Here is a 26054-nt window from a genome sequence, read left to right on the forward strand (position 1 = left end):
CGGGACATCTGATGCATGGACCCAGAGTACACACATTTGCTCAGACGTCGAGCAGCTTCCGCAGCTTCGCCCCGGATCGGGCCCAGGTCCACTCGGCCTCGACCCACGCGCGACCGGCCGCACCGAATGCTTGCGCCCGGCCCGGATCGGTCAGCAGCTCGACCAGCCGGACGGCGGTCGCAACCGGGTTGTAGGGGTCGACCAGGTAACCGGTCTCGCCGTGCCGCACGGTGTCCGCCGTACCGCCGGAGTCGCCGACCACCACCGGTTTCCCGGTCGCGGCGGCCTCCAGCGTGACGATGCCGAGCGCCTCCGGCTCGAGCCCGAACCGCCTGGTCCGGGTCGGCATCGCGAATACGTCCGCCGCATCGACGTACGGCGGAATGTCCTGCCAGGGCACGGCTCCGGCGAACCGAACCGACCCTCCGAGCGGCCGCGCCAAGGCCTCCAGCCGCTCTCGATCAGGACCGTCGCCGACGAGCAGCAGCACAGCATCCGGTACGTCGGCCAGCACGCGCGGCCAGGCGCGGATCAGGGTGTCCTGGCCCTTCCTCGCGATGAGTCGCGAGACACAGACGACCACCGGACGGCCGCCGAGGCCGAGCTCACCGCGGACCGCCTCTCCCCCACAGCCGGGAAAGAAGCGGGACGTGTCGACGCCTGGCGTCAGGCGCTCGATCGTTGCCTTGGGCGACAGAGCGGGGGCGATGCGCTGCTCGCACCAGGCGGAGACCGTGGTGACGACGTCCGCGGCGTCGCCGATCCGGCGAAGCGCTTGCCGGGTCGCCGGAAGGGAAGCCCACCAGGTCTCGTGACCGTGGCTGAGGGCAACGATCCGGCGTGCACCGGCCTGGCGCAGCGCGGGCGCCATCAGGCCGAGCGGTGCGGCGGCGCCGAAGACGACCCGGTCGGCGTCGTACCGGCGCATCAGGTCGATCGCCCGGCGGGTGACCCGCGGTGTGGGCAACAGCATCGAGGTGCGATCGCGGACGACCGGGAAGGGCAGCGTGGCGTCGTACGCCGTGTCGCCGGGGCTGCGCGAGGTCAGGACGACGAGCTCGGACAACTCGTCGCACAGCGAGCGGACAAAGGTCTCGATGCCACCCTGGCGGGGCGGGAAGTCGTTGGTGACGACGAGAACGGTCATCACTTGACCAGTGGCGGCACCGGGTCGCCGTGCTCGCTCCCCCACGCGCGGCCCATCGCGATCCGCTCCGGCGGCGTCGGGTGGCTGGCGAACATCCAGTACCGCCAGCGGCTCGGTTCGAGGCCGGAGATGTTCCGCACCGAGAGCGCGTGCTGCATCTCGACGAAGTTCTGCGGGTCGTTGGTCAGGCGCAGCGAGTGGTAGTCGGCGCGCGCCTCGATCCTGCGGCTGACCAGGTTCTGCACCGGGGCCGCCAGGGTGGTCCCGGCCACGATCAGCGCCAGCAGCAACGCCGTACGGCGTGGGTCGGCCATCCGGGATCCGAGCAACAACCGCAGCAGCACCACGGCGAACGCCGCGCCGAGCGTGCCGATCAATGTCCCGTGCAGCACGTCGTTCTCCGCGGCGTGCCCGAGCTCGTGCGCGACCACCAGCCGGACTTGCGCCGGCGGTGCGTCCCTCAGCAACGTGTCGTAGACCACCAGCCGCCGGGTCGAGCCGAACCCGGACACGTAGGCGTTCAGCGCGGTCGTGCGCTTCGAGGCGTCGGCGACCAGCACGTCCCGCACCGGGACGCCGTCCTCGCGGGCGAGTTGCATGAACTCGTCACGCTGCGGGCCCGGCGCCATCGAGGTGAACTCGTTGAACCGCGGCTCGACCAGCACCGGATAGGCGAACGAAACACCCAGCACCAGCACCGCGCCGGCGATCGCCGCGGGCACCCACCACCAGGACCGCCACTTCTTCGCCAGCGCGATCAGGCCGAGCGCGATCGCGATCAGCGCGGCCGACATCAGCAGCCAGTTCACGGTGCGGTCGCGCAGCCACAACCCCCAGCTCTCGGTGGACAGGCCGTAGTCGCGGGTGACCTGCTCGGCGAACGCGTCGGTCGGCAGGGTGATCAGCGACGTCAGCAGGCCGAGACCCGCGACGAGCACCGGGACGGCCAGGTACCAGCGGCGGATCCGCAGTACGTCGTACAGGCGGCGGCCGAGCGGGCTGAAGCCGATCACCAGCGGGACCAGCACCGACAGCACCCAGGAAGTGGTTGACCAGGGCAACAGCTCGTGCCGGAACCGTTGCTGGCGGTCGATCTCGCTGGAGGTGAAGTCCAGCGCCGGATCGGGCTTCGGCAGGTCGATCAGGTGCCACGGGGTGGTGGTGACGATGATCACGACCAGCGCGGCGGCGACCAGCACACCGGCGATCCAGGGGATCCGGCGGGCGGCCGCCTCAGACACCGGCGAGCCTCTTGATGTAGTTCTGCCAGTCGGCGACGAACTGCTGCTCGGTGGTGCCCAGCACGGTGCGGAACGCGTCGGCCAGCCCGGTCGGGCTCTTCGACGCGTGCACGGTCCGGTAGAACTTGACCAACTTGCTCTGTCCCTCCCGCTCGGCGATCAGGCGACACGCCAGCCAGCCCGACTCGTAGGCCTGCGGGAGCTCCGTCGACGACGCGGCGAACGCCTCCGGCGCCGGTAGCGCCTTCGGCACCCGGCCCGCGCGGATCGCCTTGAACAGCTCCTTCGCCGCCGACTCGTCCTGCACGGACACGGCGGTGAACGCGACGTAGTCGGCGAACCCCTCGGCCAACCACAACGGTACCGGCGAGGCGGTAGCGGTCGAGGCGACATGGGTGGTCTCGTGGGTCAGCACGATCCGCCGGCCCTGCTTGCCGAGCTCGTCGAACAGCTTCGGGTTCGCCACGATGCGGACCGGCGCGCCGACCTGCGGCGTGTCCAGCTCGGCCATCGTGACGGCCGCGATCTGGGTGTAGGTGCCCTGCTGGGCGCCGAGCACGTTCTCCATCTGGGACTGCTTCGACGGCAGGTAGACGACCGCCTTCTGCCGCCAGTTGCGGCCCCAGACCTTGCTGACCGACTCGACCGCGCGGTCGGTGACCTCGGCGTAGTCGTCGGCGTCGGCCTGCGAGTCCAGGCTGATCACCAGGCTGTGCTCGCTCTTGGCGACGTCGATGCTGCCCAGCGCCCAGATCGGCCGGCGCTGACCGGCGACGAACCGGTCCGAGAAGGACGTGGCGTACGTCGTACCGTCGCGGGTGACGAAGGTCACCGGCAGGGTCTCGCGGGCCGGCTTCGCGTCGTACCCGGACAGTTGCCAGGAGACCTCGACCTGGGCGAGCCAGGACTCGGTGCCGCCGAGGTCGCGGGTCCGGTCCGGCTCGAGCGCGCCCGGGTCGTCGCTGACGTAGCGCATCTGGAACGTGGCGAGGGGAAGCTTGCTCAGGTTGGTGTAGACGGTGCGCGCCTGGTCGGTGAACGACTTGGCCTGCGGGTCGACCGTCTTCAGGAACTCGGCGCGGTTCTCGGCGCGGACGGCGTCAACCATCTTCTGCAGCACCGCCTCGCCGGCCACCGCCCGGCGCACTCCTTCGGAGGCCTCGGGCGGGGTGGTCGAGGTCTGCCCCGGGGTGGGGGTGCCGTTCGCCCCAGCCGGGTCGGCGGGCGCGTCGGCCAACTGCCGGAGCCCAGCGAACGCGGCCACGCCGACCACTCCCACCGCGGCGCCCAGGGCGATCCGCTTGACCAACGGCCGCGGCAGGGGCCAGACGACGCCCTTCCACGGTCCGTCGGCCGGAGGCTTGTCGCCGCCGCCGCTGAGCAGAGCGGTGGAGGCGGCAGGCCGCTCAGTCTTTGCTGTGTCGGTACGAGGGGACGACTGCTCGGTGCGCGTGGTGCCTGCCTCTGCCCGAGGGGACGACTGCTCGGAGTGGGCGGGCACAGCTTTGGTGCTCGGCTGCTCGGTGCGTGAGGCCGGCTGCTCGGAGCGGGCGGCCGGCGCCTCGGAGCGGGAGCTCGACTGGCTGAGGCGGCTGGAGGCTACTGGCGAGATCTTCTGCTCGGCAGGCGCGTCGTCCCACCAGCCGCCTGGTGCCGACGCCTGCTTCGACGGCTGCGGCTGCGGCTTCTCGGCGCGAGATCTCTCGGCCTGGGGCTTGCCCGCACGCGGCTTGTCGGCGCGCGGCTTCTCGGGCCGGCGCGCCGCGTGCTGGGCGGGGATGACCACCGTGGTCTGATCCGACGGCGGTTTGTCGGACCGGGGGCTGTCCGGCCGCGCCTCGGACTTGCCGTTCGGGCGCGACGGCTCGGGATCCGCCGGGGCGTCCGGCTGGCTCGGGATCACCACCGTCGGCTGCTCGGCGGAGGACGCGGCGTGCGGCGGAACGGCCGGCAGGGGCGTCGTCTCGCGCTGGTCGTCGTTCACCTCGGCCCCTTGCTGCTCACCTGCCCCAGTCAGGGGAGTCACTTTATGCGTCCTCCCGGACAGGAGAACACATCCGGTGGTGAAACGACGCGGCCCCGGGGGTCTCGCCCCGGAGCCGCGATCATCGATCGGTGACGCGCCGGGTCAGCCCGGACGGACCGCACCGCTGTACGGCATCTGGTCGATCGAGTCGGTCTTGACCGGCTTGCCCGGACGGCTCGCGTGCACCATCCGGCCGTTGCCGATGTACATGCCCACGTGGCTGATCGGGCTGTAGAAGAACACCAGGTCACCCGGCTGCAGCTGGCTCTTGCTCACCCGGCGGCCTTCGCCGATCTGCGCCCTCGAGGAGTGCGACAGCGAGACGCCGGCCTTGCCCCAGGCCGCCATCGTCAGGCCGGAGCAGTCGAACGAGCTCGGGCCGGCGGCGCCCCAGACGTAGGAGTCGCCGAGCTGGGCCATCGCGTACTGGACGGCGATCGCGGCGCGCCCGCTGGCCGGGACGTTCGGCAGCTCTTCGTCGCCGTCGTCCATCCGGCCGTCGCGGCTGGGCCGCTGCTCGCGGGCCTCTTCCTCTTCCTTCTCGTTCTCGGCCTCGATCCGGGCCCGCTCGTCGTCGCTGAGCTTGTCGAGCACCTTCTCGGCGGCGTCGAGGTTGGCCTGGATCTGCTTCTTCAGGCTGTCCTGCTGCGCCTGCACGGCCTGCAGCGCGGCGAGCTCGGTCTGCTCGCTGGCCTGGAGGTCGGCCAGCTTGCCCTGGGCGGCCTGGAACCGGCGCAGGGCCGAGTTCTGCTGGCCGGCGTACGCCTGGGCGGTGGAGGCCTGGCTGAGGAACTGGTCGGGGTTCGTCGACAGCAGCAACTGGGCCGTCGTCGTCATCCCGGAGGTCTGGTAGCCGGCCACGGCCAGCGAACCGATCTGCCGCTTCACCGCGTCCACCTGGGCCTGCTGCTTCTTGATACCGGTCTGCAGCGCCTTCACCCGGTCGCTCGACGCCTTGATCTGGCCACGCAGATCGTTGGCGGACTCACCGGCCTCCTCGGCCTTGTGCTGCAGTGCCGCGACCTGGGCCCTCGCCTGCGCCAGTGTGGGCTTCGGTTCCGCGTCCGCGGCGCCCTGGACGAACAGCACGCCCGCCACGACGGCGGTGGTGGTGATGGCGGCGAGGGCGATTCCCTTGGTGCGGTTGATGCGTCCGGTGGACACAGCCCGGTTGGTCCCTTCCTCTGCTCACGCCGTCCCCGTCGACCGCGCACTCGTGGCGCCGAACCTATCGCAGCAGGTCCGTCGCCAGCCGGCGGGTCACCCTTCGGCTGGTGCTGCCCGGCCGGTCCGGTAGACCGACACGCTGAGGCAACGAGAGGTAACAGTAGTAACCGATTCGTGACCGGTGCAATTCGCCCCTCGGGTTTGATCCAAAATTAACGTCCACCAACCCCTTGCCCGCCGCACCGGTCGCGGTCAGGGCGCGACCGGACGGCGGTCAGACGGCGTCGGCGGCCGAATCGCCTTCTCCAGCAGTGTTTGGCTCGACACTGCTGACGGCATGCACCAGCCGCAGCGGTGGCACCAGACCGGACTGAGCCAGTACGTCGAGCGCCGCGCGCTCGTCGTCGTCGATCCGCAGCTCGCCGGTCCGCTCGGCCGTCAGCCCGAGCACCACCGTGACCACGCAGTCCTGGCAGCCCGGGCCTCTCATCACGCACGCGTCGCAGTCGATCAGCACAACGTCCTCCAAAGGGGGAAGCATCCGGACTTGCATCCGGCTGACAAGGACGCTAGAGAGCCCCACCGACAGTTTTCGGCAGAGCACCGATTCAGGACGGGTGGATCCGTTGCCGTGACGCGCGAATCAGCGGCCGGGGACGGACGCGGTGAGACTCCTTCAGGCGCGGGCGATCCGGGCGATCAGGCTGGCCGCGGACAGCGCCCGGGCGCCGAGCTGGACGATGCTCTCGGCAACCTCCCGGTCCGACGAGACGACCACGATCGGCCGGCCCGGCGGTTCGGCGCGTACCAGTTGCCGGATCACCTCGTCCGCGATCACCCCGGCCGGGCTGAATCTGACCCGCACCCCGCGCGGCGGCGTCAGCTGCACCGGTCCGGACAGCTCCGCGCCGTCGAAGACCACGGTGACCTCGACCCGGCGCTGAGCCACCAGGGCGCCCAGTGCGGTGACCAGGCGCTGACGCTGCGAGTGCAACGGCGAGTTCGGCCAGGCGGTCTTGGTGACGTTGTACCCGTCGATCACCAGATGCACCTGCGGGAGCGCGAGCAGCTCGTCGAACAGCGCCGGGTCGTCGTCCGGTGCCGATCGCCCGACCGGCGCCGCGGACGGCTCGATCCCGGCGACGGTGTCGGCCGGCCGGAGGTCTCCCCCGGGCGGCAACGCCAGCTCACGCCGTAGACCACCGGCGGCCTCGACCAGTGTGTCGAGCAGCAGTCTGGTCCGCGTCGACGCCATCTCCCGCTCCTGCCCCGCCGTACGACGGGCCGCGTGCTCGACAGCTTCCAGCTCGGTCACCCGGGCGCGCAGCTTGCGCACCTCGCGCTCGACCTCGGCCCGGGCGGCCGCGACGCGCTCGTCGGCGGTGGTCGCCTCGAGCGTGCGCTGCTCGAGCTCGCTCTGCAGACCGTTGATCCGCTGGCGTGCCTCGTTCAGCTTGCGGCGCAGAGTGGTGTTCTCCGCCTTGAGCTCGTTGACCTGCTCGCGCAGCCGCTCACGGACCTGACGGGTCTCGGTCCGGGCCTGGTCGAGCTGCTCGGTGAGCCGATGGACTGCCTGGTCGTCGACGGCGGGCGCCTCCGGCTGCACCTGGGCCGCGGCGAGCACTCGCTCCTCCCAGTCGTCCGGGCGCAGCAGGTAGGCCAGGGCCGCCACTTCGACCGGCTCGGCGGCCGGTACCGCGACGCCCTCGGCGACCGCGTCGCCGAGCGCCGGGTGCTCACGGCGTACCTCGAAGGCGATCAACCGGCGAAAAGGCTCGTCGGTGGCCAGGATCGGACCGAGCACGGACGCCGACAGCTTGGCCCGCTTGGCCGGCGCGAAGCTGGCGAACCGCCGCAGCGGCGCAGGGATGTCGGTCGCGGGCAGCTGACCGAGAGCCTGGGCGGCGAGAGCGAGAACCCGTTGCCGAACCGGTTCGGGCAAGGCGGTGGCAGCGGAGCCGGCGGCGGTGCCTGCCTCAGTCACCGGTCCGCAGTCCGGCCCGGACGGAGGTCTGGCTCAGCCAGTGACGCAGACCACAGAGGCCGGGCGGAAGGCCCGGAAACACGGTGGTCGCATGGATACGCATACCCGCAGCGTAGTCGGTCCGGCCGCGTGTCAGCGCAGGAATTGTCGGCGGGGGCTTCTAGCGTCATGGCCATGAGCAGCCCCTCGCCGGATCCCGCCGCTGCCCCGGCGCCCGGACCGCTCCAGCCGATCCGTGGCGTGCAACCGAGTTTCGACGACCTCGGCACACCGTTGCGCGACGTCACCTTCTGCGTCGTCGACCTGGAGACCACCGGCGGTGCGCCGGGCGACTCCGGCATCACCGAGATCGGCGCGGTCAAGGTGCGGGCCGGCGAACTGCTCGGCGAGTTCCAGACCCTGGTCAACCCGGCCGAGCCGATCCCTCCCTTCATCGCCGTGCTGACCGGCATCACCGATCTGATGGTTGCCTCCTCACCCCGGATCGGCTCGGCGCTGCCGGCCTTCCTGGAGTTCGCCCGCGGTTGCGTGCTGGTCGCGCACAACGCGCCGTTCGACGTCGGCTTCCTCAAGCACGACAGCCAGGTGCACGGGTACGACTGGCCGGACTTCCCGGTCGTCGACACCGCGCTGCTGGCGCGCCGGGTGCTCACGCCGGACGAGGTGCCCAACTGCAAACTCGGCACACTGGCCAAGCTCTTCCGCGCCACCACGACGCCGAACCACCGGGCGTTGTCCGACGCGCGCGCCACGGTGGACGTGCTGCACGGCCTGTTCGAGCGGGTCGGATCGCTCGGCGTACAGACGCTGGAGGACCTGCAGACGTTCTCGTCGCGGGTCGCGCCGGCCGTGCGCAAGAAGCGGCACCTGGCCGAATCGTTGCCGCACGCACCTGGTGTGTACCTGTTCACCGACGACCGCGGCGAGGTGCTGTACGTCGGCAAGTCCAAGGACCTGCGGACCCGCGTCCGGTCGTACTTCACCGCCTCGGAGACCCGGACCCGGATCGGCGAGATGATCGGCATCGCGTCCGGCGTGCGCGGCATCGAGTGCGGCACGTCGCTGGAGGCCGAGGTCCGCGAACTGCGGCTGATCGCGGAGCACAAACCGCGGTACAACCGGCGCTCCAAGTTCCCCGAGCGGCAGCACTGGCTGAAGGTGACCGTCGAGCCGTTCCCCCGGCTGTCGCTGGTCAAGCAGGTCCGCGACGACGACGCCGGCTATCTCGGGCCGTTCAGCTCGCGTAAGACCGCCGAGCGGGCGATGGCCGCCTTGCACGAGGCGTTCCCGATCCGGCAGTGCACCGAGCGGATGTCGCGAACGCCACGGATGTCGCCGTGCGTGCTGGCCGACATGGGCCGCTGCGTCGCGCCGTGCGACGGGCGGATCGACATGGCGGCGTACGGCGAGTTCGTGACCGCGCTGCGGACCGCGCTGGTCTCCGACCCGAGCCCGGTGGTCGACGCGCTGACGCGGCGGATCGACGTACTGTCGGCGGACGAGCGGTTCGAGGACGCCGCCGTGCATCGTGACCGGCTGGGCGCGTTCGTCCGCAGCAGCGCGAAGATGCAGCGGATGGCGGCTCTCACCAGTTGCGCGGAGATCTGCGCAGCCCGGCGGACCGAGGACGGCGGCTGGGAGCTGCACGTGATCCGCCGTGGGCGGCTCGCCGCGGCCGGAATCGCTGCGCGCGGGACGGACCCACGCAAGTACCTGGACATGCTGCGCGCCTCGGCCGAGACCGTCCTGCCGGGCATCGGCCCGGTCGCGTCGGCCTCGCCGGAGGAGATCGAGCTCGTGCTGCGCTGGCTGGACCAGCCCGGAATCCGCCTGGTCGAGATGGACGGCACCTGGACCTGCCCGATCTCCGGCGCCGGCCGGCACCTGCGACGGCTCGACCCGCCCCGGTCGGAGGACCACCAGCACCCGTCCGAGCGGCGCCGCCGCCGGATGCGCCCGGTCGGCCCGGCCCGGATGAGCGGCTGACAACTATGCTTCAGCGCGGCAGGCGGTAGCGGTACGACGGAGAGGACGACATGGTCACGGCGATCGTGTTCATCAAGGCGGACGTGGCACGGATTCCCGAGGTGGCCGAGCAGGTCGCGGCGATCGAGGGCGTCAGCGAGGTGTACTCCGTGACCGGCGGGCTCGACCTGATCGCGATGGTCCGGGTCGCCCACCACGACGACCTGGCCAGCGTGATCCCCGACCACGTCAACCGGGTGCCCGGCGTCCAGAGCACCGAGACGCACATCGCGTTCCGGACCTACTCGACGCACGACCTGGAGGCGGCCTTCAGCCTGGGCCAGGAGGACGGTCTCTGAGCCTGGATCGCCCGGCCTGACTGACACCCCGCTGAAGTTACGGTGAACCCATGAGCAACCCTCCCGCCGGCTGGTATCCGGACCCCACCGGCCAGCCGGACACCATCCGGTGGTGGAACGGGACGCAGTGGACCAACAAGACCGAGCGCGAGACGCCGGACGAGCCCACCCCCGAGCCGGAGGCGACCACCGCCGAGCCGACCACTCCCGAGAGCAGTTCGGGTGGGTCCGACGCGTCCTCGGGAGCGTCTGGGCGTTCGGCCGAGTCGGCCGCGGGTGCTTCGGGGTCCGGAGGGTGGAGCGCTGGGACGTCTGGGCCTGCTGTATGGGGTCAGACCGGCTCTGGAGCTGCGGGGGCCGGTGGCTCGACTGGGACTTCCGGTGCTGGTGGTTGGGCCGAGGTCGGGGCTGCGGCTGCCGGGGACGGGCAGAGCGGCGTACAGGAGACTGGGCGTGATGCCGCTGCTGAGGCTGCGGCCTTCAGTGCTGCGGAGAAGGCCCGCGCTACCTGGACGCAGAAGTTCGCCGGTCCGACCAACTCGCAGCATTGGACTCAGCAGGCGGCTCCGGAAGCAGGCGACCAGACCAGCGGACCAGATCCGGCCACTGTCACCGGTGACGTGGAGCCGGCGCAGAGTGGCTGGACGTTGTCTTTGGCAACAGACCCGGCCAGTACGGCGAACGCCGGAACGTCAGCGGGGACAGACACCGCGACGGGTGGGGACGAGAAGCCTCAGTTGTGGCAGGTGCCGAACGAGACGCCGGGCGACGACTTTCCGGACCACTGGCGGGATCGCGGCGAGCAGCAGTCGGAGCCGGAGCCGGCTACTGGTCAGCAGGGCCAGTGGGGACCGGTTGCGGCCCAGCAGGGTGCTCCAGTTGCTGGTGAGCAGGGACCGTGGGCGGACCAGCAGACCACTCCGCAGTGGCAGACAGCCGGCCAGCACAGCGACCCTTGGCACGCGACCCAGACGGCTGGGCCCCAGCATGCGGCGGCCAGCCAGACCGGCACCGCGGTAGGTGCGGGTGGATGGGGTCCGCAGCAAGGTGGTCCGGCGCAGTGGCAGGCCGCATCGCCTGGCCCGACCGGCGGTGGCAAACGGCAGAAGTCCGGTGGTGACAAGCCGGGCGGTCCGCCCAAGACGATGCTGATCGTCGCCGGTGCCGTCGGGTTGGTGCTGATCATCGTGGCCGGCGTGTTCTTCGTCGCCAACCGCGAAGACAAGAAGGTGGCGCCCGAGCCGACGACCAGCGTGCCGACCGGGACCGCGACCGGTACGCCGAGCCCGTCGCCGACCGCTGCGACGAGCCAGCCGACGACACCGCCCGGCAGCCAGAGCACGATCAAGCCCGGCCAGTCCAAGAACCCGAAGCTGCACGAGGGCGCCCGGATCGCCTCCGACGCGATCTCGTTCCCGCGCCAGCGTCCGCCGTGGTCGGACCGCAAGCGGCTCGTCCCGCAACTGATCAACTCCAGCGGCCAGTACGTGCTGCTGCAGGAGAACTTCGACGGCAAGAACAGCTGGTACGCCGACGCGTTCGTCGGCGCGCTCGGCACGTCCGTCCTGTTCAACGGCGACCCGAAGGCGACCGCCGCCGACCTGTCGACGCAGATCCGCAGCTCGATGTACGGCAACATCCCGGTGCAGTTCAAGTGGGTGCGCGACGGCGCGGTCAAGCGCTCCGGGAAGAACGGCTGGTACTACCAGCAGTCCGTCACCACGACCAGCCCGAAGGTCACCGCCCGGGTGCTCACGCTGACGGTCGCCGTGTTCGACCTCGGCGACGGCACCGCGGTCGCCTACATCAGCGACATCCCCACCACCCGGCCGGACCTGAGGGCCGCCGAGGCCCAGATCTTCAAGGGAATCAACGTTGGCTGAGAACGAACCCCCGCTCCCGCCCCGGCACAGCGCACCCCCACCGGAGCCGCCGCGTCGCCCGGATGCTTCGTCGGACGCGTCTGGGGGCGGTCCGTCGGATGCGCTCGGGGGTCCGTCGGGAGCGCTCGCAGGTGGTGAGGCGCGTCCGCTCCATGGTGATGAGCCTGACGCGCTGGCCGGTGGTCAGTCGGACGCTTTGAGCGGTGGAGCTTCGGACCCGTTGTTCGGACAATCGCCGGCGCCCGCTCCCCCACCTCCACCTCCTCTTCGCGCCGACGAGGCACCAACCGCCGGTGCAGCCGCGCAGACACCCGCCAGCGGGCCGGCCCAGCCGAAGCAGCAGCGGCCGAGCGCGCCCAGCACGCAACCGACTCATCAGCCGAGCGGCGCGCCGCACGTGCCGGCGCAGCCGCCCGGTGCTCCGCAGGCCCAGTCGCAGCAGGTGCAGCAGGTGCAGCCGCCGCAGCGGGTCGCGGTGCAGCAGCAGCCGGGCGCTCCCGGTCAGCATGCACAGCAGCCCGGCAGTCTCGGAGCGCAAGCCGCGCAACAGAGCAGTCCCACCGGGCAGGGGCTCGGCGGGACCGGTCAGCACGCGCAGCAGCCCGGTGGGCCCGGTCAGCAGCCAGGTGGCCGCGGGCCGCAGGGTCAGTCGCCGAGCGGTGCGGGCCAGCATGCCCAGCAGCAGGCGCCGTACGGGCGACCGCCGCAGCAGGGTCCGCAGGGGCCAGGGCAGTACGGACCCGGGCCGCAGGGGCCAGGGCAGTACGGGCCGCAGGCGCAAGGGCCCGGACAGGCAGTGGGCCCGCAGGGACCTCGTGGACCCGTGGGGCCGGTTGGCGGTGCACCGCATGCTCCGCAGGGGCCTGGTTCTGCTGTGCCGTACGGGCAGCTTCCGCTGCAGCAGGAGCAGGGGTCTGCGCCGCAAGGCGGTCCGCATGGACCGTGGCAGGCTGGACCGCAGGGACCTTCGCAGGGTGGACCGCTGGGACCTTCGCAGGGTGGACCGCAGGGACCCTGGCAAGTTGGACCGCACGGACCTTCGCAGTACGGCGAGCCGCAAGGACTCCCGTCAGGTGCACAGGGACCGCAGCACGGAGGTCCCCAGGGGCCCGATCCGCGCGGGCCGCGACCACACACGCACGGGGCGCAGGAGCCTGGCACCCCGGGAGTCGCGCCGCAGGAGCCTGGCACCCCGGAAGCCCCGCCGCAGGAGCCTGATGTTCTTGGCCAGCCGCAAGGAGCGTCCGCAGCGGGGGCTCACCGGCTCGGATCCACCACCACCGGCCGGCGCGCGGCGCGCGGCGGATGGCAGGAGCAGCACGTCACACCGCCCGATGACAGCGGAGACGACGACTCCTACGGCGTCGTCACGCGCCCGCCCGGTGGCAACGTCCACCGCGCCCGCCTGATCGGCGCCGTGGCCCTGGTGCTCGTCGCCGCGTTGACGACCGCGTTCAGCGTGTCGTGGTTGTGGTCGAACGCCGCCGCGGTGTCGCCGGTCGACGTACCGGCGGGAACGGCGGGCGACGTGAAGACGATCAGCCCGTCCCTGCCGCCTTCACCGACGCCGACGCCGGAGGGCAAGGTGATCGGTGGGCTGTTCTACACCGGCACGCTCGACACGATGCCGATGATGTCGTCGGCCTGGAAGTCGTCCTCCGACCGTGCCGGGCTGGCTGCCGGTGCGGGCAGCTATCTCGCCGTGCACGAGAACTACGACGGCAAGGCCGACTGGGTGAGCTACGTCGGCTTCGGCAGTCTGAGCAAGTCGATCCCGTTCACCAACACCCCGGCCGGTCTCAAGGACGCCACCATCAAGGCCACCACCAACGCCCTGGTCGCCCTCTACGACCCGAACGTGAAGCTGATCGGCAAGGCCACCCACCGGCCGATCACCGTCGCCGGGCACCAGGGCCACGAACTGACGATCAAGGTCGACGTGCGCAAGCCCAAGCTGCCCGAGACCTTCTCGACGGTGATGGTCGCGGTGATCGACCGCGGCGACGGTACGGCGGTGGTTTCCGTCGCGGACATCGCCGGCTCCACGCCGCAGTGGCTCCCGGTCTGGCGTACGGCGGTGTCCCAGATCGAGTTCGGCGACTGAACCCAGGACGGCAAGAAAGGCGCCCGCTCCACAAAGGAGCGGGCGCCTTCGACGTCTGACGGATCTGACCGCCGACCGGTGAGGCCGAGCTCAGCCGCGGACTTCCAGGCAGATCGCGATCCACCGCTCCAGCACGTCCTTGGCCGCGCCCGAGTCGATCGCCTCGGCGGCCCGGTCCATCCCGGCCCGGATCCGTGTCTGCACGGTTCCCGGCTGCGCGTCGTACGCCGCCAGCGCGGCACCGGCGTTGAGCAGCACGACATCGCGGACCGGTCCGGTCTCGCCGTCCAGCAGGGCCCGGACGACCTTCGCGTTGTACGCCGCGTCGCCGCCGCGCAGGGCTCCGGTCGGCACCGGCTCGATTCCCAGCTCGCGCGGATCGACCGTCACCGGCCCTTCGACCGTTCCGCCACCGACCGACCAGACCTGCGACGTCGTCATCGTGGTCAGCTCGTCGAGCCCGTCGTCGCCGTGGAAGACCAGCGCGTCGATCCCGCGTCGGGCCAGCACACCGGCCATCAACCCGGCGATCCGACTGTCCCCGACGCCGACCGCCTGGGCCGACGGGTTGCCCGGGTTCGCCAGCGGGCCGAGGAAGTTGAACGTCGTCGGTACGCCGAGCTCGCGGCGCGGGACGGCCGCGTGCCGCAGCGCCGGGTGGAACGCCGGCGCGAAGCAGAACGTGATCCCGGCCCGCTCCCCCACCGCGGCCACCTGGTCGGCGGTCAGGTCGAGCGGAATGCCCAGCTCCTCCAGGACGTCGGCCGCGCCGCACGCCGACGAGGCCGCACGGTTGCCGTGCTTGAGGATCTTCGCCCCGGCTCCGGCCGCGACGATCGCCGACATGGTGGAGATGTTCACAGTGTGGGCTTGGTCACCGCCGGTGCCGACGACGTCCAGCGTGCGGCCGGACACCGACAGCCGGGTCGCGAAGTCGCGCATCGTCGTGACCAGGCCCTCGACCTCGGCGACCGTCTCGCCCTTGGAGCGCAGCGCGACGACGAACCCGGCCAGCTGGGCCGGGGAGGCCGCGCCGGACAGGATCTGCTCCATCGCCCAGGCAGTGGCCGTGCCGTCGAGGTCCTCGTGCCGCAGCAGCGGGTTGAGCACCTGCGGCCAGGTGAAAGAGCTGGTCATCGCCGGATCAGGTCGTCGCGGGCAGCGACGCGACCCGCTGGCGCAGCAGGCCGGCGGTGACCTCGGCGAGCCGGACCGGGTCGATCGGGTGCGAGACCGCGGCCTCGGCGCGCGACCAGGTGGCCAGCCAGGCGTCCTGCGGACGGCCGGTGATCACCAGGATCGGCGGGCAGCGGAAGATCTCGTCCTTCAGCTGCCGGGCGATGCCCATGCCGCCGGCCGGAACGGCTTCGCCGTCCAGGATGGCCAGGTCGATGCCGCCCTTGTCCATGGTCTTGATCACGGCCGGCTCGGTCGCGCACTCGAAGTACTCGAGCTCGGGCAGGTCGGCGGCGGGCCGCTTGCCCAGGGCCAGCCGGACGGACTCCCGCGTCGTACGGTCGTCGCTGTAGACCAGCACCTTCAGCGGACGCTCTGAACTCATCGCTTCATCCCAAGCTCTGTGTGGACCGGCAGATGTCACCGCGCATGCTACCGGGGTCCCTGGCCGGCTCTGCGCGCCTGTTCGTCCAACCGGTCCAGCCGGCGGTCCTCCCGCCGCGCTTCCCGCTGCGACTGTCGCACCCACTGGACGAAAAGCACGCCGAAGAAGATGATCCCGACGATGTCGCCGGAGCCCCAGAGCAGACCGCCGGCGATGTACTGGTCACGCAGGGGCGAGGGCGGCCACGGCCGGGCGAAGGCGGTGTACCAGTCCTCGGCGATCAGCCGGTTGGCCGACATGATCGTGATCCCGAGGAACGCGTGGAACGGCAGCGTCAGGAAGGTCAGGATCAGCCGGAACGGGTAGATCACCCGGCCGGGCACCGGGTCCAGGCCCAGCAGCGGCCAGAAGAACAGCGCGCCGACCGCGATGAAGTGGAAGTGCAGCAGGTCGTGCAGGACCGCCGAGCGCAGCGTCGCGTCGTACCAGTCGCTGAAGTAGAGCGCCCAGGGGCTCAGCACGAACAGCGTGAAGCCGATCATCGGGAAGCAGATCACCTTCGCGAACCGCGAGTGCAGTACGGCGAGCAGCCAGCCGCGGGGCCGCAGCGGAAGAGTGCGCAGAGCCAGCGTCACCGGAGCCCCGAGCGCCAGCGCGAGCGGGGTCAGCATCGACAGGATCATGTGCTGGGCCATGTGCACGCTGAGCAGCACGGTGTCGTAGGTGCCGAGCGCCGACTGGGTGGCGATCACCGCACTGCCCAGACCGAGGCCGACGAAGGCGAACGTGCGGCCCTTCGACCATTTGTCGCCGCGCGCGTGCAGGCGGTGCACGCCGTACAGGTAGAGCGCGCCGATGACCAGGAGCACGGTCAGCAGCACCGGTTCGAAGGTCCAAGCGGTCAGCAGCCGCAGCGGTGTGAGCGGCTCGATCTGATCGCCGGGTCCGGCGTGGAGGGGAAGCACTCTCCCACAGTAGAAACAGCAAAGCGCCGACATGCATGGGGGTGGGCGTGCTGTCAGATACCTCGACCGACATAATGACCGCGTGGCCACTGCAACCGCGCTCCCAGCGTCCCGTGAACACGGACACCACGACCGTCCCAGCATGGTCAGTGTCGGCACGATCGTCTGGCTCTCGAGCGAACTGATGTTCTTCGCCGCCCTCTTCGCGGCGTACTTCACGATCCGGTCGGTGACGACCGCCGCCGCGGCACCGGGCGTCGAAACGCTGTGGGACAGCTCCACAGCGCTTCTGAACATCCCGTTCGCGGCGATCAACACCACGATCCTGGTGTTGTCGTCGTTCACCTGCCAGTTCGGCGTCTTCGCCGCCGAGCACGGCCGGGTCGGCCGGACCGGTTCGGTGCTGAACGTCCGCTCCTGGGGCATGCGTGAGTGGTTCATCCTCACGTACCTGATGGGCGCGGTCTTCATCGCCGGCCAGGTGACCGAGTACGCCACGCTGATCCACGAGGGTATGACTATCGCCTCGTCGCCGTACGGATCTGTGTTCTACCTGACCACCGGCTTCCACGGTCTGCACGTGACCGGCGGTCTGATCGCTTTCGTGTACGTGCTCGCGAGGACGTACATGGCTCGCAAGTTCACCCACGAACAGGCCGTCTCGGCGATCGTCGTGTCGTACTACTGGCACTTCGTCGACGTCGTCTGGATCGCCCTGTTCGCGACCATCTACCTGCTCAAATGAGTGAGAAGAGACTTTCCTTGTCACCGGCGCGCTTCCTGTCTGCGCGACGACGGCACCGGTCAGCCGGCCTCGTCGTGCTCCTGTTCGGCCTGTTGGCAGTGGGGACGGCGTACTCCGCCTTCGCCCCTGACAACGCTGTCGCCGACAACTCGGCCCAGTCACAGCAGATCGAAGAGGGCAAGAAGCTCTTCGCGGTCGGCTGTGCCAGCTGCCACGGCCTGAACGCCGAGGGCGGCAGCAACGGCGAGGGCGACCTGGCCGGCCCGTCGCTGATCGGCGTCGGCGCGGCCGCGGTCGACTTCCAGGTCGGTACCGGCCGGATGCCGGCCATGCAGCCGGGTGCCCAGATCCCGCGCAAGGCCCCGACGTACACCCCGGAGGAGATCGAGGCCCTGGCCGCGTACGTCGCGTCGCTGGCGCCCGGTCCGGCGGTCCCGGCCTCGGAGTCCTACGACATCAGCAAGGCCACCGACGAGCAGGTCACCCGCGGTGGCGAGCTGTTCCGGACCAACTGCACGGCGTGCCACAACTTCGCCGGCAAGGGTGGCGCGCTGCCCAACGGCCGCTACGCGCCGTCGCTGATGGGTGTCGACCCCAAGCACATCTACGAGGCGATGCTGACCGGCCCGCAGCAGATGCCGGTCTTCTCCGACCAGGTGCTGCAGCCCGACGACAAGCGCGACATCATCGCGTACCTGAACGCGCTGCAGGAGCAGAAGGACCCGGGTGGCTTCGGTCTGGGCCGGCTCGGTCCGGTCTCCGAGGGTCTGTGGGGCTGGCTGGTCGGGATCGGCCTGCTGGTCGGCGTAGCGGTCTGGATCGGCGCCAAGGGCGTCAAGGCCAAGGGAGCGAAGGCCGAATGAGCGACAAGTCCAACCTGCCCGCCGTGAGCGGGGACGACGACCACGGCCACGGCGCCGTGGAGCTGTCCGAGCCGATCGCGGATCCGGGTATCGAGCCGCACGAGCTGCGCATCACCGACATCGACCCGAAGGCCGCCGACCGCGCCGAGCGGCAGGTCGCGACGATGTTCGCGCTGGCCGGCCTGCTCTCGCTCGGTGCCTGTGTCGCGTACTTCGCGATCCCGCGCGACGCGATCGTGGAGTTCGGCCCGCTGTCGGGCAACGCCAACAACATGGCGCTGGGCCTGTGCCTGGGCCTGGCGCTGTTCCTGATCGGCGCCGGGGCGATCCAGTGGGCCAAGAAGCTGATGGTCGACACCGAGATCGTCGAGCTGCGCCACCCGGCCGGCTCCTCGCCCGAGCAGCGCGCGGACATCATCGAGGGCTTCCAGACTGGCGCCGCCGAGTCCGGGTTCGGCCGCCGCAAGCTGATCCGCAGCTCGCTGATCGGCGCGATGGCGCTGCTCGGCCTGCCGGCCATCGTGCTGCTGCGCGACCTGGGCCCCGCCCCGGGTCGCAAGCTCTACAACACGATCTGGGCCCAGGGCATCCGCGTCGTCAACGACGTCACCCTGCGCCCGATCAAGCCGTCCGACCTGGTCGTCGGTCAGCTCGTCAACGCCGCTCCCGCGAACCTGGCCCCGATCCAGGAGGAGAGCGCTGTCGAGTACCAGAACGAGAAGGCCAAGGCCGCGGTGATCGTGGTCCGGATCGCTCCGAACGAGATCCGTACGCCGGCCGGCCGCGAGAACTGGGGTGTCGACGGCATCCTGTGCTACTCCAAGATCTGCACCCACGTCGGGTGCCCGATCTCGCTGTACGAGCAGACCACCCACCACGTGCTCTGCCCGTGCCACCAGTCGACCTTCGACCTGGCCGACGGCGCCAAGGTCATCTTCGGCCCGGCCGCCCGTCCGCTGCCCCAGCTACCCTTGGCAGTGGACGCCGAGGGCTACCTGGTCGCGCAGAGCGGCTTCACCGAACCGGTCGGCCCGAGCTTCTGGGAACGAGGGTGACAACAGTGGCCACGAAAGAACTTCCCCCGCCCGTCGCCTGGGTCGACGACCGGCTCGGCATCGCCAAGCTGGGCAAGAAGAACCTGCGCAAGGTGTTTCCCGACCACTGGTCGTTCATGCTCGGTGAGATCGCCCTCTACAGCTTCATCATCCTGCTGCTGACCGGCGTCTTCCTCACCTTCTGGTTCAAGCCGTCGATGGCCGAGATCGAGTACCAGGGCTCGTACAGCCTGCTCAAGGGCCTGCACATGTCCGAGGCCTACGCCTCGACGCTGGACATCTCGTTCGACGTCCGCGGCGGTCTGCTGATGCGCCAGATCCACCACTGGGCCGCGATCCTGTTCGTCGCCTCGATGATGGTCCACCTGCTGCGCATCTTCTTCACCGGCGCGTTCCGCAAGCCGCGTGAGCTGAACTGGGTGATCGGCTTCGGGATGCTGTTCCTCGGCATCATCGAGGGCTTCCTCGGCTACGGCCTGCCCGACGACCTGCTGTCCGGCACCGGTCTGCGAATCACCCAGGGCATGATCCAGGCCTCCCCGGTGATCGGGACCTGGCTGAGCTTCTTCATCTTCGGTGGCGAGTTCCCCGGTGACGACATGGTGTCTCGGTTCTTCACCGTGCACGTGCTGCTGATCCCCGGCCTGATCCTGGCCCTCGTCACGGCCCACCTGATCCTGGTCGTGTACCACAAGCACACCCAGTACCCGGGTCCCGGCCGGACCGAGAAGAACGTCGTCGGCTACCCGCTGATGCCGGTCTACATGGCCAAGGCCGGTGGCTTCTTCTTCGTCGTGTTCGGCATCACCGCGCTGATGGGCGCGCTGCTGCAGATCAACCCGGTCTGGCTGTACGGCCCGTACAACCCGGCCGAGGTGACGGCGGGCTCGCAGCCCGACTGGTACATGGGCTGGCTGGAAGGCTCGGTCCGCCTGATGCCCGGCTTCGAGTCGGAGTTCTGGGGCGTGACGCTGAGCTGGAACCTGCTGATCCCGGCCCTGATCGTCCCGCCGGCGTTCGTCACCCTGGTGGCCCTCTACCCGTTCATCGAGCAGTGGATCACCGGCGACAAGCGGGAGCACCACCTGCTCGACCGGCCGCGCAACATGCCGACCCGGACCGGGATCGGGGCGGCGTTCATCACCTTCTACGGCCTGCTGTGGATCGGTGGTGGCAACGACCTGATCGCCACCCACTTCGGGGTCTCGCTGAACTCGGTCACCTGGTTCCTGCGCTTCGCGGTGTTCTTCGGCCCGGTTCTGGCCTTCTGGGTCACGCGGCGGATCGCGATCTCGCTGCAGCGGGCCGACAACGACCGGCTGCTGCACGGCCTGGAGACCGGTGTGATCATGCGGTCGCCGGACGGTGAGTACACCGAGCGGCACGCGCCGATCTCGCCGTACGAGGCCTACGAGCTGACCGCTCGGGACCGGATCCTGCCGCTCGAGGTCGGTCCGGAGACCGACGAGAACGGCGTCCGGGCTCCGCGGCGCGGGCTGACCAAGTTCCGTGCGGCACTGTCGCGCTTCTACTTCGCCGACTCGGTGCAGAAGCCGACGGCGGCGGAGATCGAGCAGGCCCACGCGCACGGACACGGTCACGACGACCACGAGGAGCTCGGCCACAGCGGCGAGGTTCCCGGGGTCACCGGCACCGTCGAGACGGACGACGAGACCGCACGCGAGCAGATCTCCAAGCACTGACCCGCACCACCTGAAAGGCCCCGGCTCTCAGAGCCGGGGCCTTTCGCTTTCTGCGGAGGTGGACTCAGTTGACCAGGACGATCTTCCCGCGGGCGTGACGGCTCTCGCTGAGCTCGTGCGCGGCCGCGACCTCGGCCAGCGGGAACGTCGCCGCCACTGGGATCCGCAGCCGGCCCTCGTCAGCGAGCCCGACCGCCGTCGCGAGACCGTGCACGGCCAGCGGATCGGCACCCGCTCCGACCGCGGCACCGGTCTCGTCCGCCGGCGCGCTGTGCGACATGTGTACGCCGTGCTGGGCGGCGGTGAAGTCGGCGATCGTCACGACCCGCGCCGGGTCGCCGGCGATGGCGATGAGCTCCGGCAGCGCGCCTCCCGCGCAGTCGAACACCGCGTCCACGCCGTTCGGTGCCAGCGCCCGGACCCGATCCCCGAGCCCCGGCCCGTACGTCGTGGGCTCGGCGCCCAGCGACCGCAGGAACTCGTGGTTGCCTTCGCTGGCGGTACCGATGACCCTCGCTCCGCGGGCGGCGGCGAGCTGAACGGCGACGGTCCCCACTCCCCCGGCGGCTCCCTGGATCAGGACCGTGTGGCCTGCGCGGACGTTCAGCAGGTCCAGGACGCGCGTGGACGTCTCGACGTTGCCGGCGGCCCCACCGGCCTCCTCCCAGCTCCAGACGGCCGGTTTCGGCGCCCAGGCGGCCAGGACCACGAAGTCGGCGTTCGCGGCCCGGTCGGTCATCGTGACGAGGCCGAAGACCTCGTCACCCAGGCTCACTCCGTCGACGCCCTCGCCGAGCTCGTCCACGACTCCCGCGGCGTCGAAGCCGGTCCGGTACGGAAAGGTGACCGGCACGAACTCCCGGAACCGCCCGCCGCGGAGCGCGGTCTCTCCCGGCGACAGCCCGGAGGCCTTCGCCGCGATCCGGATCTGCCCCGGGCCGGCGTGCGGCTCGGGCGTCTCGGCGACGCGCAGGACGTCAGGTGGTCCGTACTCGGTGAACTCGATCGCTCTCATGCCGCGAACGTAGCGGAACACCCCGTCCGGTTCGGTAAAGTGAGAGCAGTGACTACTCAAGTGGGAACGCCGGTCGCAGGGCGGCCCGCCGGCGCGCTGCGCTCGGACGCCCGGGACAACCGTGAGCGCATCCTGGTGGTCGCGCGGCTGGCGTTCGCGGCCGAGGGACTCGACGTGCCGATCCGCGAGATCGCGCGGCGGGCCGAGGTCGGCGTCGCGACGCTCTACCGGCACTTCCCGACCAAGGAGGCCCTGCACGTCGCGGCCTTCGCCGAGCAGATGACGCTTTGCTCAAGGATCGTGCAGGACGGCCTGGACGCGGCCGACCCGTGGCAGGGCTTCAGCCAGCTGATCGAGCGGATGATGGAGCAGCACGCCCTCGACCGCGGCTTCGCCCGGGCCTTCACCTCCAGCCTCCCACCGGCCGCCGGGTTCGCCGCCGAACGGGACCGGACGCTGCGCTCGCTGCTCGAACTCATCCAGCGGGCCAAGTCCGCCGGTGCGCTGCGCGAGGACTTCGTACTGGAGGACCTCTTGCTGGCCATGATGGCCAACGAGGGCATCCGCGCGGCGTCCCCCGAGCAGCGCGTGGCGGCCTCCCGCCGGTTCGCCGCCCTGATGCTCCAGTCGTTCCAGGCGAATCCCGTCGCGGCGCCCCTGCCGCCGGCCGTGCGGCTCCCTGTCAGCAGGTGACCGCGGGCCTCTCGGTGGATCCAGGCGGGCGCGTCAGGTCAGCATCGTGCAGCTCGCCTGGTCAGTCCGCCGAGTCGCCGTGCCAGGACCGCCACAGCGCCGCGTAGGCACCGTCCCGCTCGAGCAGCTCCTGGTGCGAGCCGAGCTCGATGATCCGGCCCGCTTCCATCACCGCCACCCGGTCGGCGTCGTGCGAGGTGTGCATCCGGTGCGCGATCGCCAGCACCGTGCGGCCGTCCAGAATCACCGCCAGCGCCCGCTCGACGCTCCGAGCCGTCGTGGGATCCAGCATCGAGGTGGCCTCGTCCAGCACGACCGTGTGCGGATCAGCGAGTACGACGCGCGCCAGCGCGATCTGCTGCGCGTGCGACGTCTCGAGCGCCAGTCCACCGTTGCCCAGCACCGTGTCCAGGCCGTCCGGCAGGTCGTCGATCCAGCTTGCCCCCACGGCCGCCAGCGCGGCGCGCAGCTCCTCGTCGGTCGCCGTCGATCTGGCGATCAGCAGGTTGTCGCGGACCGTGTCGGCGAACACATGGTGGTCCTGGGTGACCAGGACGATCTGCTCGCGCAGCCGTTCGGGCGGAAGCTCGGCGACCGAAACCCCGCCCACAGTGACCGACCCGGTCCGAGGATGCTCGATACCGGTCAGCAGACGACCCAGCGTCGACTTCCCGGCCCCGGAGACTCCGACGATCGCCAGATGCTCCCCCGGCTGGATGGCCAGGCTGACGTCGGTCAGCACGTCAGGGCCGCCCGGATACGCGAAGCTGACGCCGCTCACCTCGATCCGGTCGCCGACCGGCTCGGCTGACGTCGTCCGGGCGGGCCGGGCCATTGTCTCGATCCCCTCCAACCGGGCGAAGGAGGCCGACGAGCTCTGGATCTGGTCGATCAGCAGCTCCAGCACTTCCAGCGGCCCGGCCAGCTGACGAAGGTAGAAGACGGCGGCAATGATCGCGCCGAGTGTGAGCTGCCCGTTGCCGTACAGGGCCCCTCCCACGAGCAGTACGCCGACCAGCGGCAGCACGTAGGAGACATCGACGACCGGGAACAGCACGGTCCGCAGTGCCAGGGTCCGTAGCCGGGTGTCGCGGGAGTGCTCGATCGCCTCGACACTCGCCCGCAGCCTGCGTTCCTGGAGCCCGAAAGCCTCGACGGTCCGGCCACCGGAGACCGTCGCCGTGAGCACCTCGGTCAACGTCGACGCGGCGGCGCCGGCCTCCAGGTACGCCGTACGCGCCCTGGCCAGGTACCAGCGGCCGGCGAACCAGATCCCCGACAGGCCGACCACGGCACAGGCACCCATCAGCGGATCGACGGCGAACACCGCGACGAAGATGAACAGCGTCTGCAGGACGGCGATGAGGGCATCCGGTACGGCGTCCCGCAGCGTGTACGCGACCGAGTTCACGTCGGTCGCCGCCCGCGAGGTGATGTCGCCGGTCGGCACCCGCTCGGCGACGGCGGCCGGCAGCCGCAGCACCCGGCCGAGGAACTGGTCGCGCACCTGCGCCGAGGTCCGTTCGCCGAACCGCGCTCCGACGTTGCGGGCCCAGCGCGTCAGCACCAGCTGCAACAGCGCACACGCCACGATCAGCAGGGCCAGCCGGTCGATCTGCTCTCCCCCACGACCGCTCGCGACCGCGTCGACGATCTTTCCGAACAGCCAAGGGCCGCCGAGTGCGGCCACGGTGGCCAGCACGTTCAGCAGCACCATCAGGGCGAAGGTTCGCCGCGCGGTCCGAATCAGCGACAACCCGGCCCGCCACGTCTCCCGCTTGGTCGCCACCGGAAGATGACCGTCCGGCCCGATCGGATCGCCGGCCATCAGCTGCGTCTCGACGTCGGCGTCTCGCCGGAGTCCTGGTCCGGCGCGGACTCACCGAGGGCGCGGGAAACCAGCAGCTGATAGCCCGGTACGGCGTCCAGCAGTTCGTGATGCGTGCCGGTCGCGACGACCTTCCCGTCGGCCAGGAAATGCACCACGTCGGCCACATCCAGGACCGCCGGTGAGGTGGTCGCCACCAGGGTCGTCAGCTCTGCACGGGCGGCTCGCAAGCGCTGCGCGATCAGCGTCTCGGTGTACGCGTCGACCGCCGAGGTGGGTTCGGAGGCCAGCAGGAGTTCAGGCTCCGCCGCGACGGCCCGGGCCAGCCGGATTCGTTGCCGCTGGCCCCCTGAGAAGTTCCGTCCCTGCGGGGCAACCCTGGTCGCCAAGCCGTCGGGCGCCGCGGCCAGGATGTCGTCCGCCGCGGCAGTGTGCAGTGCATCGACCAGCAGCGCGTCGTCCCGGTCGACCCGTCCGGACACCACTTCGCGAAGCGTTCCGGCGAAGAGGTCGGCGCCGTTGTCGGCCACCAGAATCCGCCGCCGGACCTCGGCAGGGTCAATCGCTGCCAGCCGCCGGCTGCCCCACGTGACCTCCGACCGGGTGAAGCCACCCAACCGGTCGATGACGACCAACGCATCGCCAGGGCGAGCACTGGCGACCGCGGTGAAGCTGCCCGGCTGGAGTGTCACGCCGGAGTCCGGATCACGCAGTACGGCTCCGGCGGCCGGTCCCGGCTCACCCGCAACCTGCTGCGAGTCCGGGCGGGCGCCCAGGAAGTCCACGACCCGCCGCGCGGCCACGAGGCCCTGGTTGATGTCCGACGCACTCTCGATCAGCGCCGCGAGCGGTACGACGAGAAACGCGACGTAGCCGTAGGCACCGATCAGCTCACCGACCGAGAGATCCCCGGCGACGACCATCCGCGCAGCCAGCCAGGTCACGCCGGCGAGGAAGACCACCGGCGCTCCGACCCCGATGGCCGGGATCCAGCTCGCGATCGCGGCGACCCGGTAGCCCTCGTCGCGTAGCTCGCCCGAGCCCTGCGCGTAGCGGCTGGCGAACCGCGGCTTGCCGCCCACGCCGTTCAGCACGTGCAGGCCCTGGACGATGTCCACCAAGCGCGCGGTCAGGTGTCCCTGACGCTCGCGGTAGACCGTCGCGCGGTTCTGCAGCCGGCCGAGGATCGGCCCGATCAGCACGGCGATCACGGGCAGCCCGAGCAGCACGACCACGGCCAGCAGCGGCGACATGGAGAACAGCAGGAGCGCGACGACGACACAGGCCACGACCGCGCCGACGCCCGGACCGACCACAGCCAGCGTGTTGCCGATCACCGAGGCATCGCTGATGCCGATGGTCGCCAGCTCGCCCGTGGTGGCCTTCCGGTTCAGCTCGTTGCCGAGCACCGTCGAGTGAACGACGACGGCGTGCACGGTCCGGTAGGCGCCGTCCAGCCTGACCTTCGTCATCGTGCGATGCCGCAGGATCGACACGAACGCGGTCAGCACCCCGGTCGCGAGCAGAGCACCGATCCACGGCAGCAGCGTCGGAAGCCCGCCTCGGCGCAGCCCTTCGTCGGTCGCCCGCGCCAGCAGGTACGGCGTCAGGACGAGCAACATGAACCAGACGATGCTGAGGAACGACCCCAGCGCCGCCCGGCCGCGCTGACGACCCACCAGCCACAACAGGTACCGCCGAGCGCTCCGCAGCGCACCTGGTCGAGGTACGCCGTACGTCGCGGTCACCG

Annotated in this window: 21 protein-coding genes; 9 read left to right on the forward strand and 12 right to left on the reverse strand. The window is 70.7% G+C overall.

The genetic code is table 11. The features are described 5' to 3' along the window. Positions 1-40: 40 nt before the first annotated feature. The 6 genes from BWI15_RS25110 to BWI15_RS25135 form a co-directional block, all read right to left on the reverse strand. Complete coding sequence (locus BWI15_RS25110; RefSeq protein ID WP_083751040.1) at positions 41-1147, reverse strand: glycosyltransferase family 4 protein; 1107 nt, start codon at positions 1145-1147, stop codon at positions 41-43. Beyond that, entirely contained in the window at positions 1147-2388 is a 1242-nt protein-coding gene (locus BWI15_RS25115; RefSeq protein WP_077016891.1) for a M48 family metallopeptidase, read from the reverse strand. The genes BWI15_RS25110 and BWI15_RS25115 overlap by 1 nt, the downstream gene beginning before the upstream one ends. Then, positions 2381-4414 (reverse strand): hypothetical protein, encoded by a 2034-nt coding sequence (locus tag BWI15_RS25120; RefSeq protein ID WP_237771449.1) that lies wholly within the window; start codon positions 4412-4414, stop codon positions 2381-2383. Before BWI15_RS25120 ends, BWI15_RS25115 begins: the two co-directional genes overlap by 8 nt. A 102-nt stretch (positions 4415-4516) precedes the next feature. Then, positions 4517-5578 carry a C40 family peptidase gene (locus tag BWI15_RS25125; RefSeq protein WP_077016892.1) on the reverse strand — a complete coding sequence of 354 codons (1062 nt, stop codon included), beginning with the start codon at positions 5576-5578 and terminating at the stop codon, positions 4517-4519. A gap of 277 nt (positions 5579-5855) precedes the next feature. Further along, positions 5856-6110, reverse strand: coding sequence for a hypothetical protein (locus BWI15_RS25130; protein ID WP_330359537.1), 255 nt, complete (start codon positions 6108-6110; stop codon positions 5856-5858). Positions 6111-6257: 147 nt separating this feature from the next. Beyond that, entirely contained in the window at positions 6258-7565 is a 1308-nt protein-coding gene (locus BWI15_RS25135; RefSeq protein ID WP_077016894.1) for an NYN domain-containing protein, read from the reverse strand. A 174-nt stretch (positions 7566-7739) separates the two neighbouring features. Between BWI15_RS25135 and BWI15_RS25140 the strand changes: the two genes are divergently transcribed. From BWI15_RS25140 to BWI15_RS25165, 4 genes are all read left to right on the forward strand, one after another. Next, entirely contained in the window at positions 7740-9551 is a 1812-nt protein-coding gene (locus tag BWI15_RS25140) for a DEDD exonuclease domain-containing protein (RefSeq protein ID WP_077016895.1), read from the forward strand. A gap of 50 nt (positions 9552-9601) precedes the next feature. Beyond that, positions 9602-9889, forward strand: a complete 288-nt coding sequence (locus BWI15_RS25145) for an Lrp/AsnC family transcriptional regulator (protein ID WP_077016896.1) — start codon at positions 9602-9604, stop codon at positions 9887-9889. 50 nt (positions 9890-9939) lie between these two features. After that, positions 9940-11772, forward strand: coding sequence for a DUF2510 domain-containing protein (locus tag BWI15_RS40200; protein ID WP_077016897.1), 1833 nt, complete (start codon positions 9940-9942; stop codon positions 11770-11772). Between the two features lie 1417 nt (positions 11773-13189). Then, entirely contained in the window at positions 13190-13876 is a 687-nt protein-coding gene (locus BWI15_RS25165) for a hypothetical protein (RefSeq protein ID WP_077016900.1), read from the forward strand. A 90-nt stretch (positions 13877-13966) separates the two neighbouring features. On the opposite strand, the gene trpD is transcribed toward BWI15_RS25165, so the two are convergent. From trpD to BWI15_RS25180, 3 genes are read right to left on the reverse strand one after another with little or no spacing between them, the layout of a single operon-like run. After that, positions 13967-15013: an anthranilate phosphoribosyltransferase gene (gene trpD / locus BWI15_RS25170; RefSeq protein WP_077016901.1), complete on the reverse strand. Its 1047-nt coding sequence runs from the start codon at positions 15011-15013 to the stop codon at positions 13967-13969. Positions 15014-15020: 7 nt separating this feature from the next. Then, complete coding sequence (locus tag BWI15_RS25175) at positions 15021-15437, reverse strand: Rv3143 family two-component system response regulator (RefSeq protein ID WP_077016902.1); 417 nt, start codon at positions 15435-15437, stop codon at positions 15021-15023. Positions 15438-15484: 47 nt separating this feature from the next. After that, a complete protein-coding gene (locus BWI15_RS25180) occupies positions 15485-16402 on the reverse strand; it encodes a cytochrome c oxidase assembly protein (protein ID WP_077016903.1) in 918 nt (305 codons plus the stop codon). A 31-nt stretch (positions 16403-16433) separates the two neighbouring features. Between BWI15_RS25180 and ctaE the strand changes: the two genes are divergently transcribed. Genes ctaE through qcrB form a run of 4 tightly spaced genes read left to right on the forward strand, consistent with a single transcriptional unit; the run spans position 16434 to position 20768 of the window. Further along, positions 16434-17147: an aa3-type cytochrome oxidase subunit III gene (ctaE, locus tag BWI15_RS25185; RefSeq protein ID WP_083750989.1), complete on the forward strand. Its 714-nt coding sequence runs from the start codon at positions 16434-16436 to the stop codon at positions 17145-17147. Further along, positions 17144-18010: a cytochrome bc1 complex diheme cytochrome c subunit gene (gene qcrC, locus BWI15_RS25190; RefSeq protein ID WP_077016905.1), complete on the forward strand. Its 867-nt coding sequence runs from the start codon at positions 17144-17146 to the stop codon at positions 18008-18010. The genes ctaE and qcrC overlap by 4 nt, the downstream gene beginning before the upstream one ends. Then, positions 18007-19065, forward strand: coding sequence for a cytochrome bc1 complex Rieske iron-sulfur subunit (qcrA, locus tag BWI15_RS25195; RefSeq protein WP_083750990.1), 1059 nt, complete (start codon positions 18007-18009; stop codon positions 19063-19065). Before qcrC ends, qcrA begins: the two co-directional genes overlap by 4 nt. A 5-nt stretch (positions 19066-19070) precedes the next feature. Next, positions 19071-20768 (forward strand): cytochrome bc1 complex cytochrome b subunit, encoded by a 1698-nt coding sequence (gene qcrB, locus BWI15_RS25200; protein ID WP_077016906.1) that lies wholly within the window; start codon positions 19071-19073, stop codon positions 20766-20768. 64 nt (positions 20769-20832) lie between these two features. On the opposite strand, the gene BWI15_RS25205 is transcribed toward qcrB, so the two are convergent. After that, positions 20833-21783, reverse strand: a complete 951-nt coding sequence (locus BWI15_RS25205) for an NADP-dependent oxidoreductase (RefSeq protein ID WP_077017271.1) — start codon at positions 21781-21783, stop codon at positions 20833-20835. A 48-nt stretch (positions 21784-21831) separates the two neighbouring features. Between BWI15_RS25205 and BWI15_RS25210 the strand changes: the two genes are divergently transcribed. Next, entirely contained in the window at positions 21832-22476 is a 645-nt protein-coding gene (locus tag BWI15_RS25210; protein WP_202817722.1) for a TetR/AcrR family transcriptional regulator, read from the forward strand. A gap of 61 nt (positions 22477-22537) precedes the next feature. Here BWI15_RS25210 and BWI15_RS25215 read toward each other — a convergent pair whose 3' ends face one another. Next, positions 22538-24304: an ABC transporter ATP-binding protein gene (locus tag BWI15_RS25215; protein ID WP_077016907.1), complete on the reverse strand. Its 1767-nt coding sequence runs from the start codon at positions 24302-24304 to the stop codon at positions 22538-22540. Then, positions 24304-26052 (reverse strand): ABC transporter transmembrane domain-containing protein, encoded by a 1749-nt coding sequence (locus BWI15_RS25220; RefSeq protein WP_077016908.1) that lies wholly within the window; start codon positions 26050-26052, stop codon positions 24304-24306. The genes BWI15_RS25215 and BWI15_RS25220 overlap by 1 nt, the downstream gene beginning before the upstream one ends. Positions 26053-26054 lie beyond the last annotated feature (2 nt).

Source organism: Kribbella sp. ALI-6-A (assembly GCF_001984195.1).
GTDB lineage: Bacteria > Actinomycetota > Actinomycetes > Propionibacteriales > Kribbellaceae > Kribbella.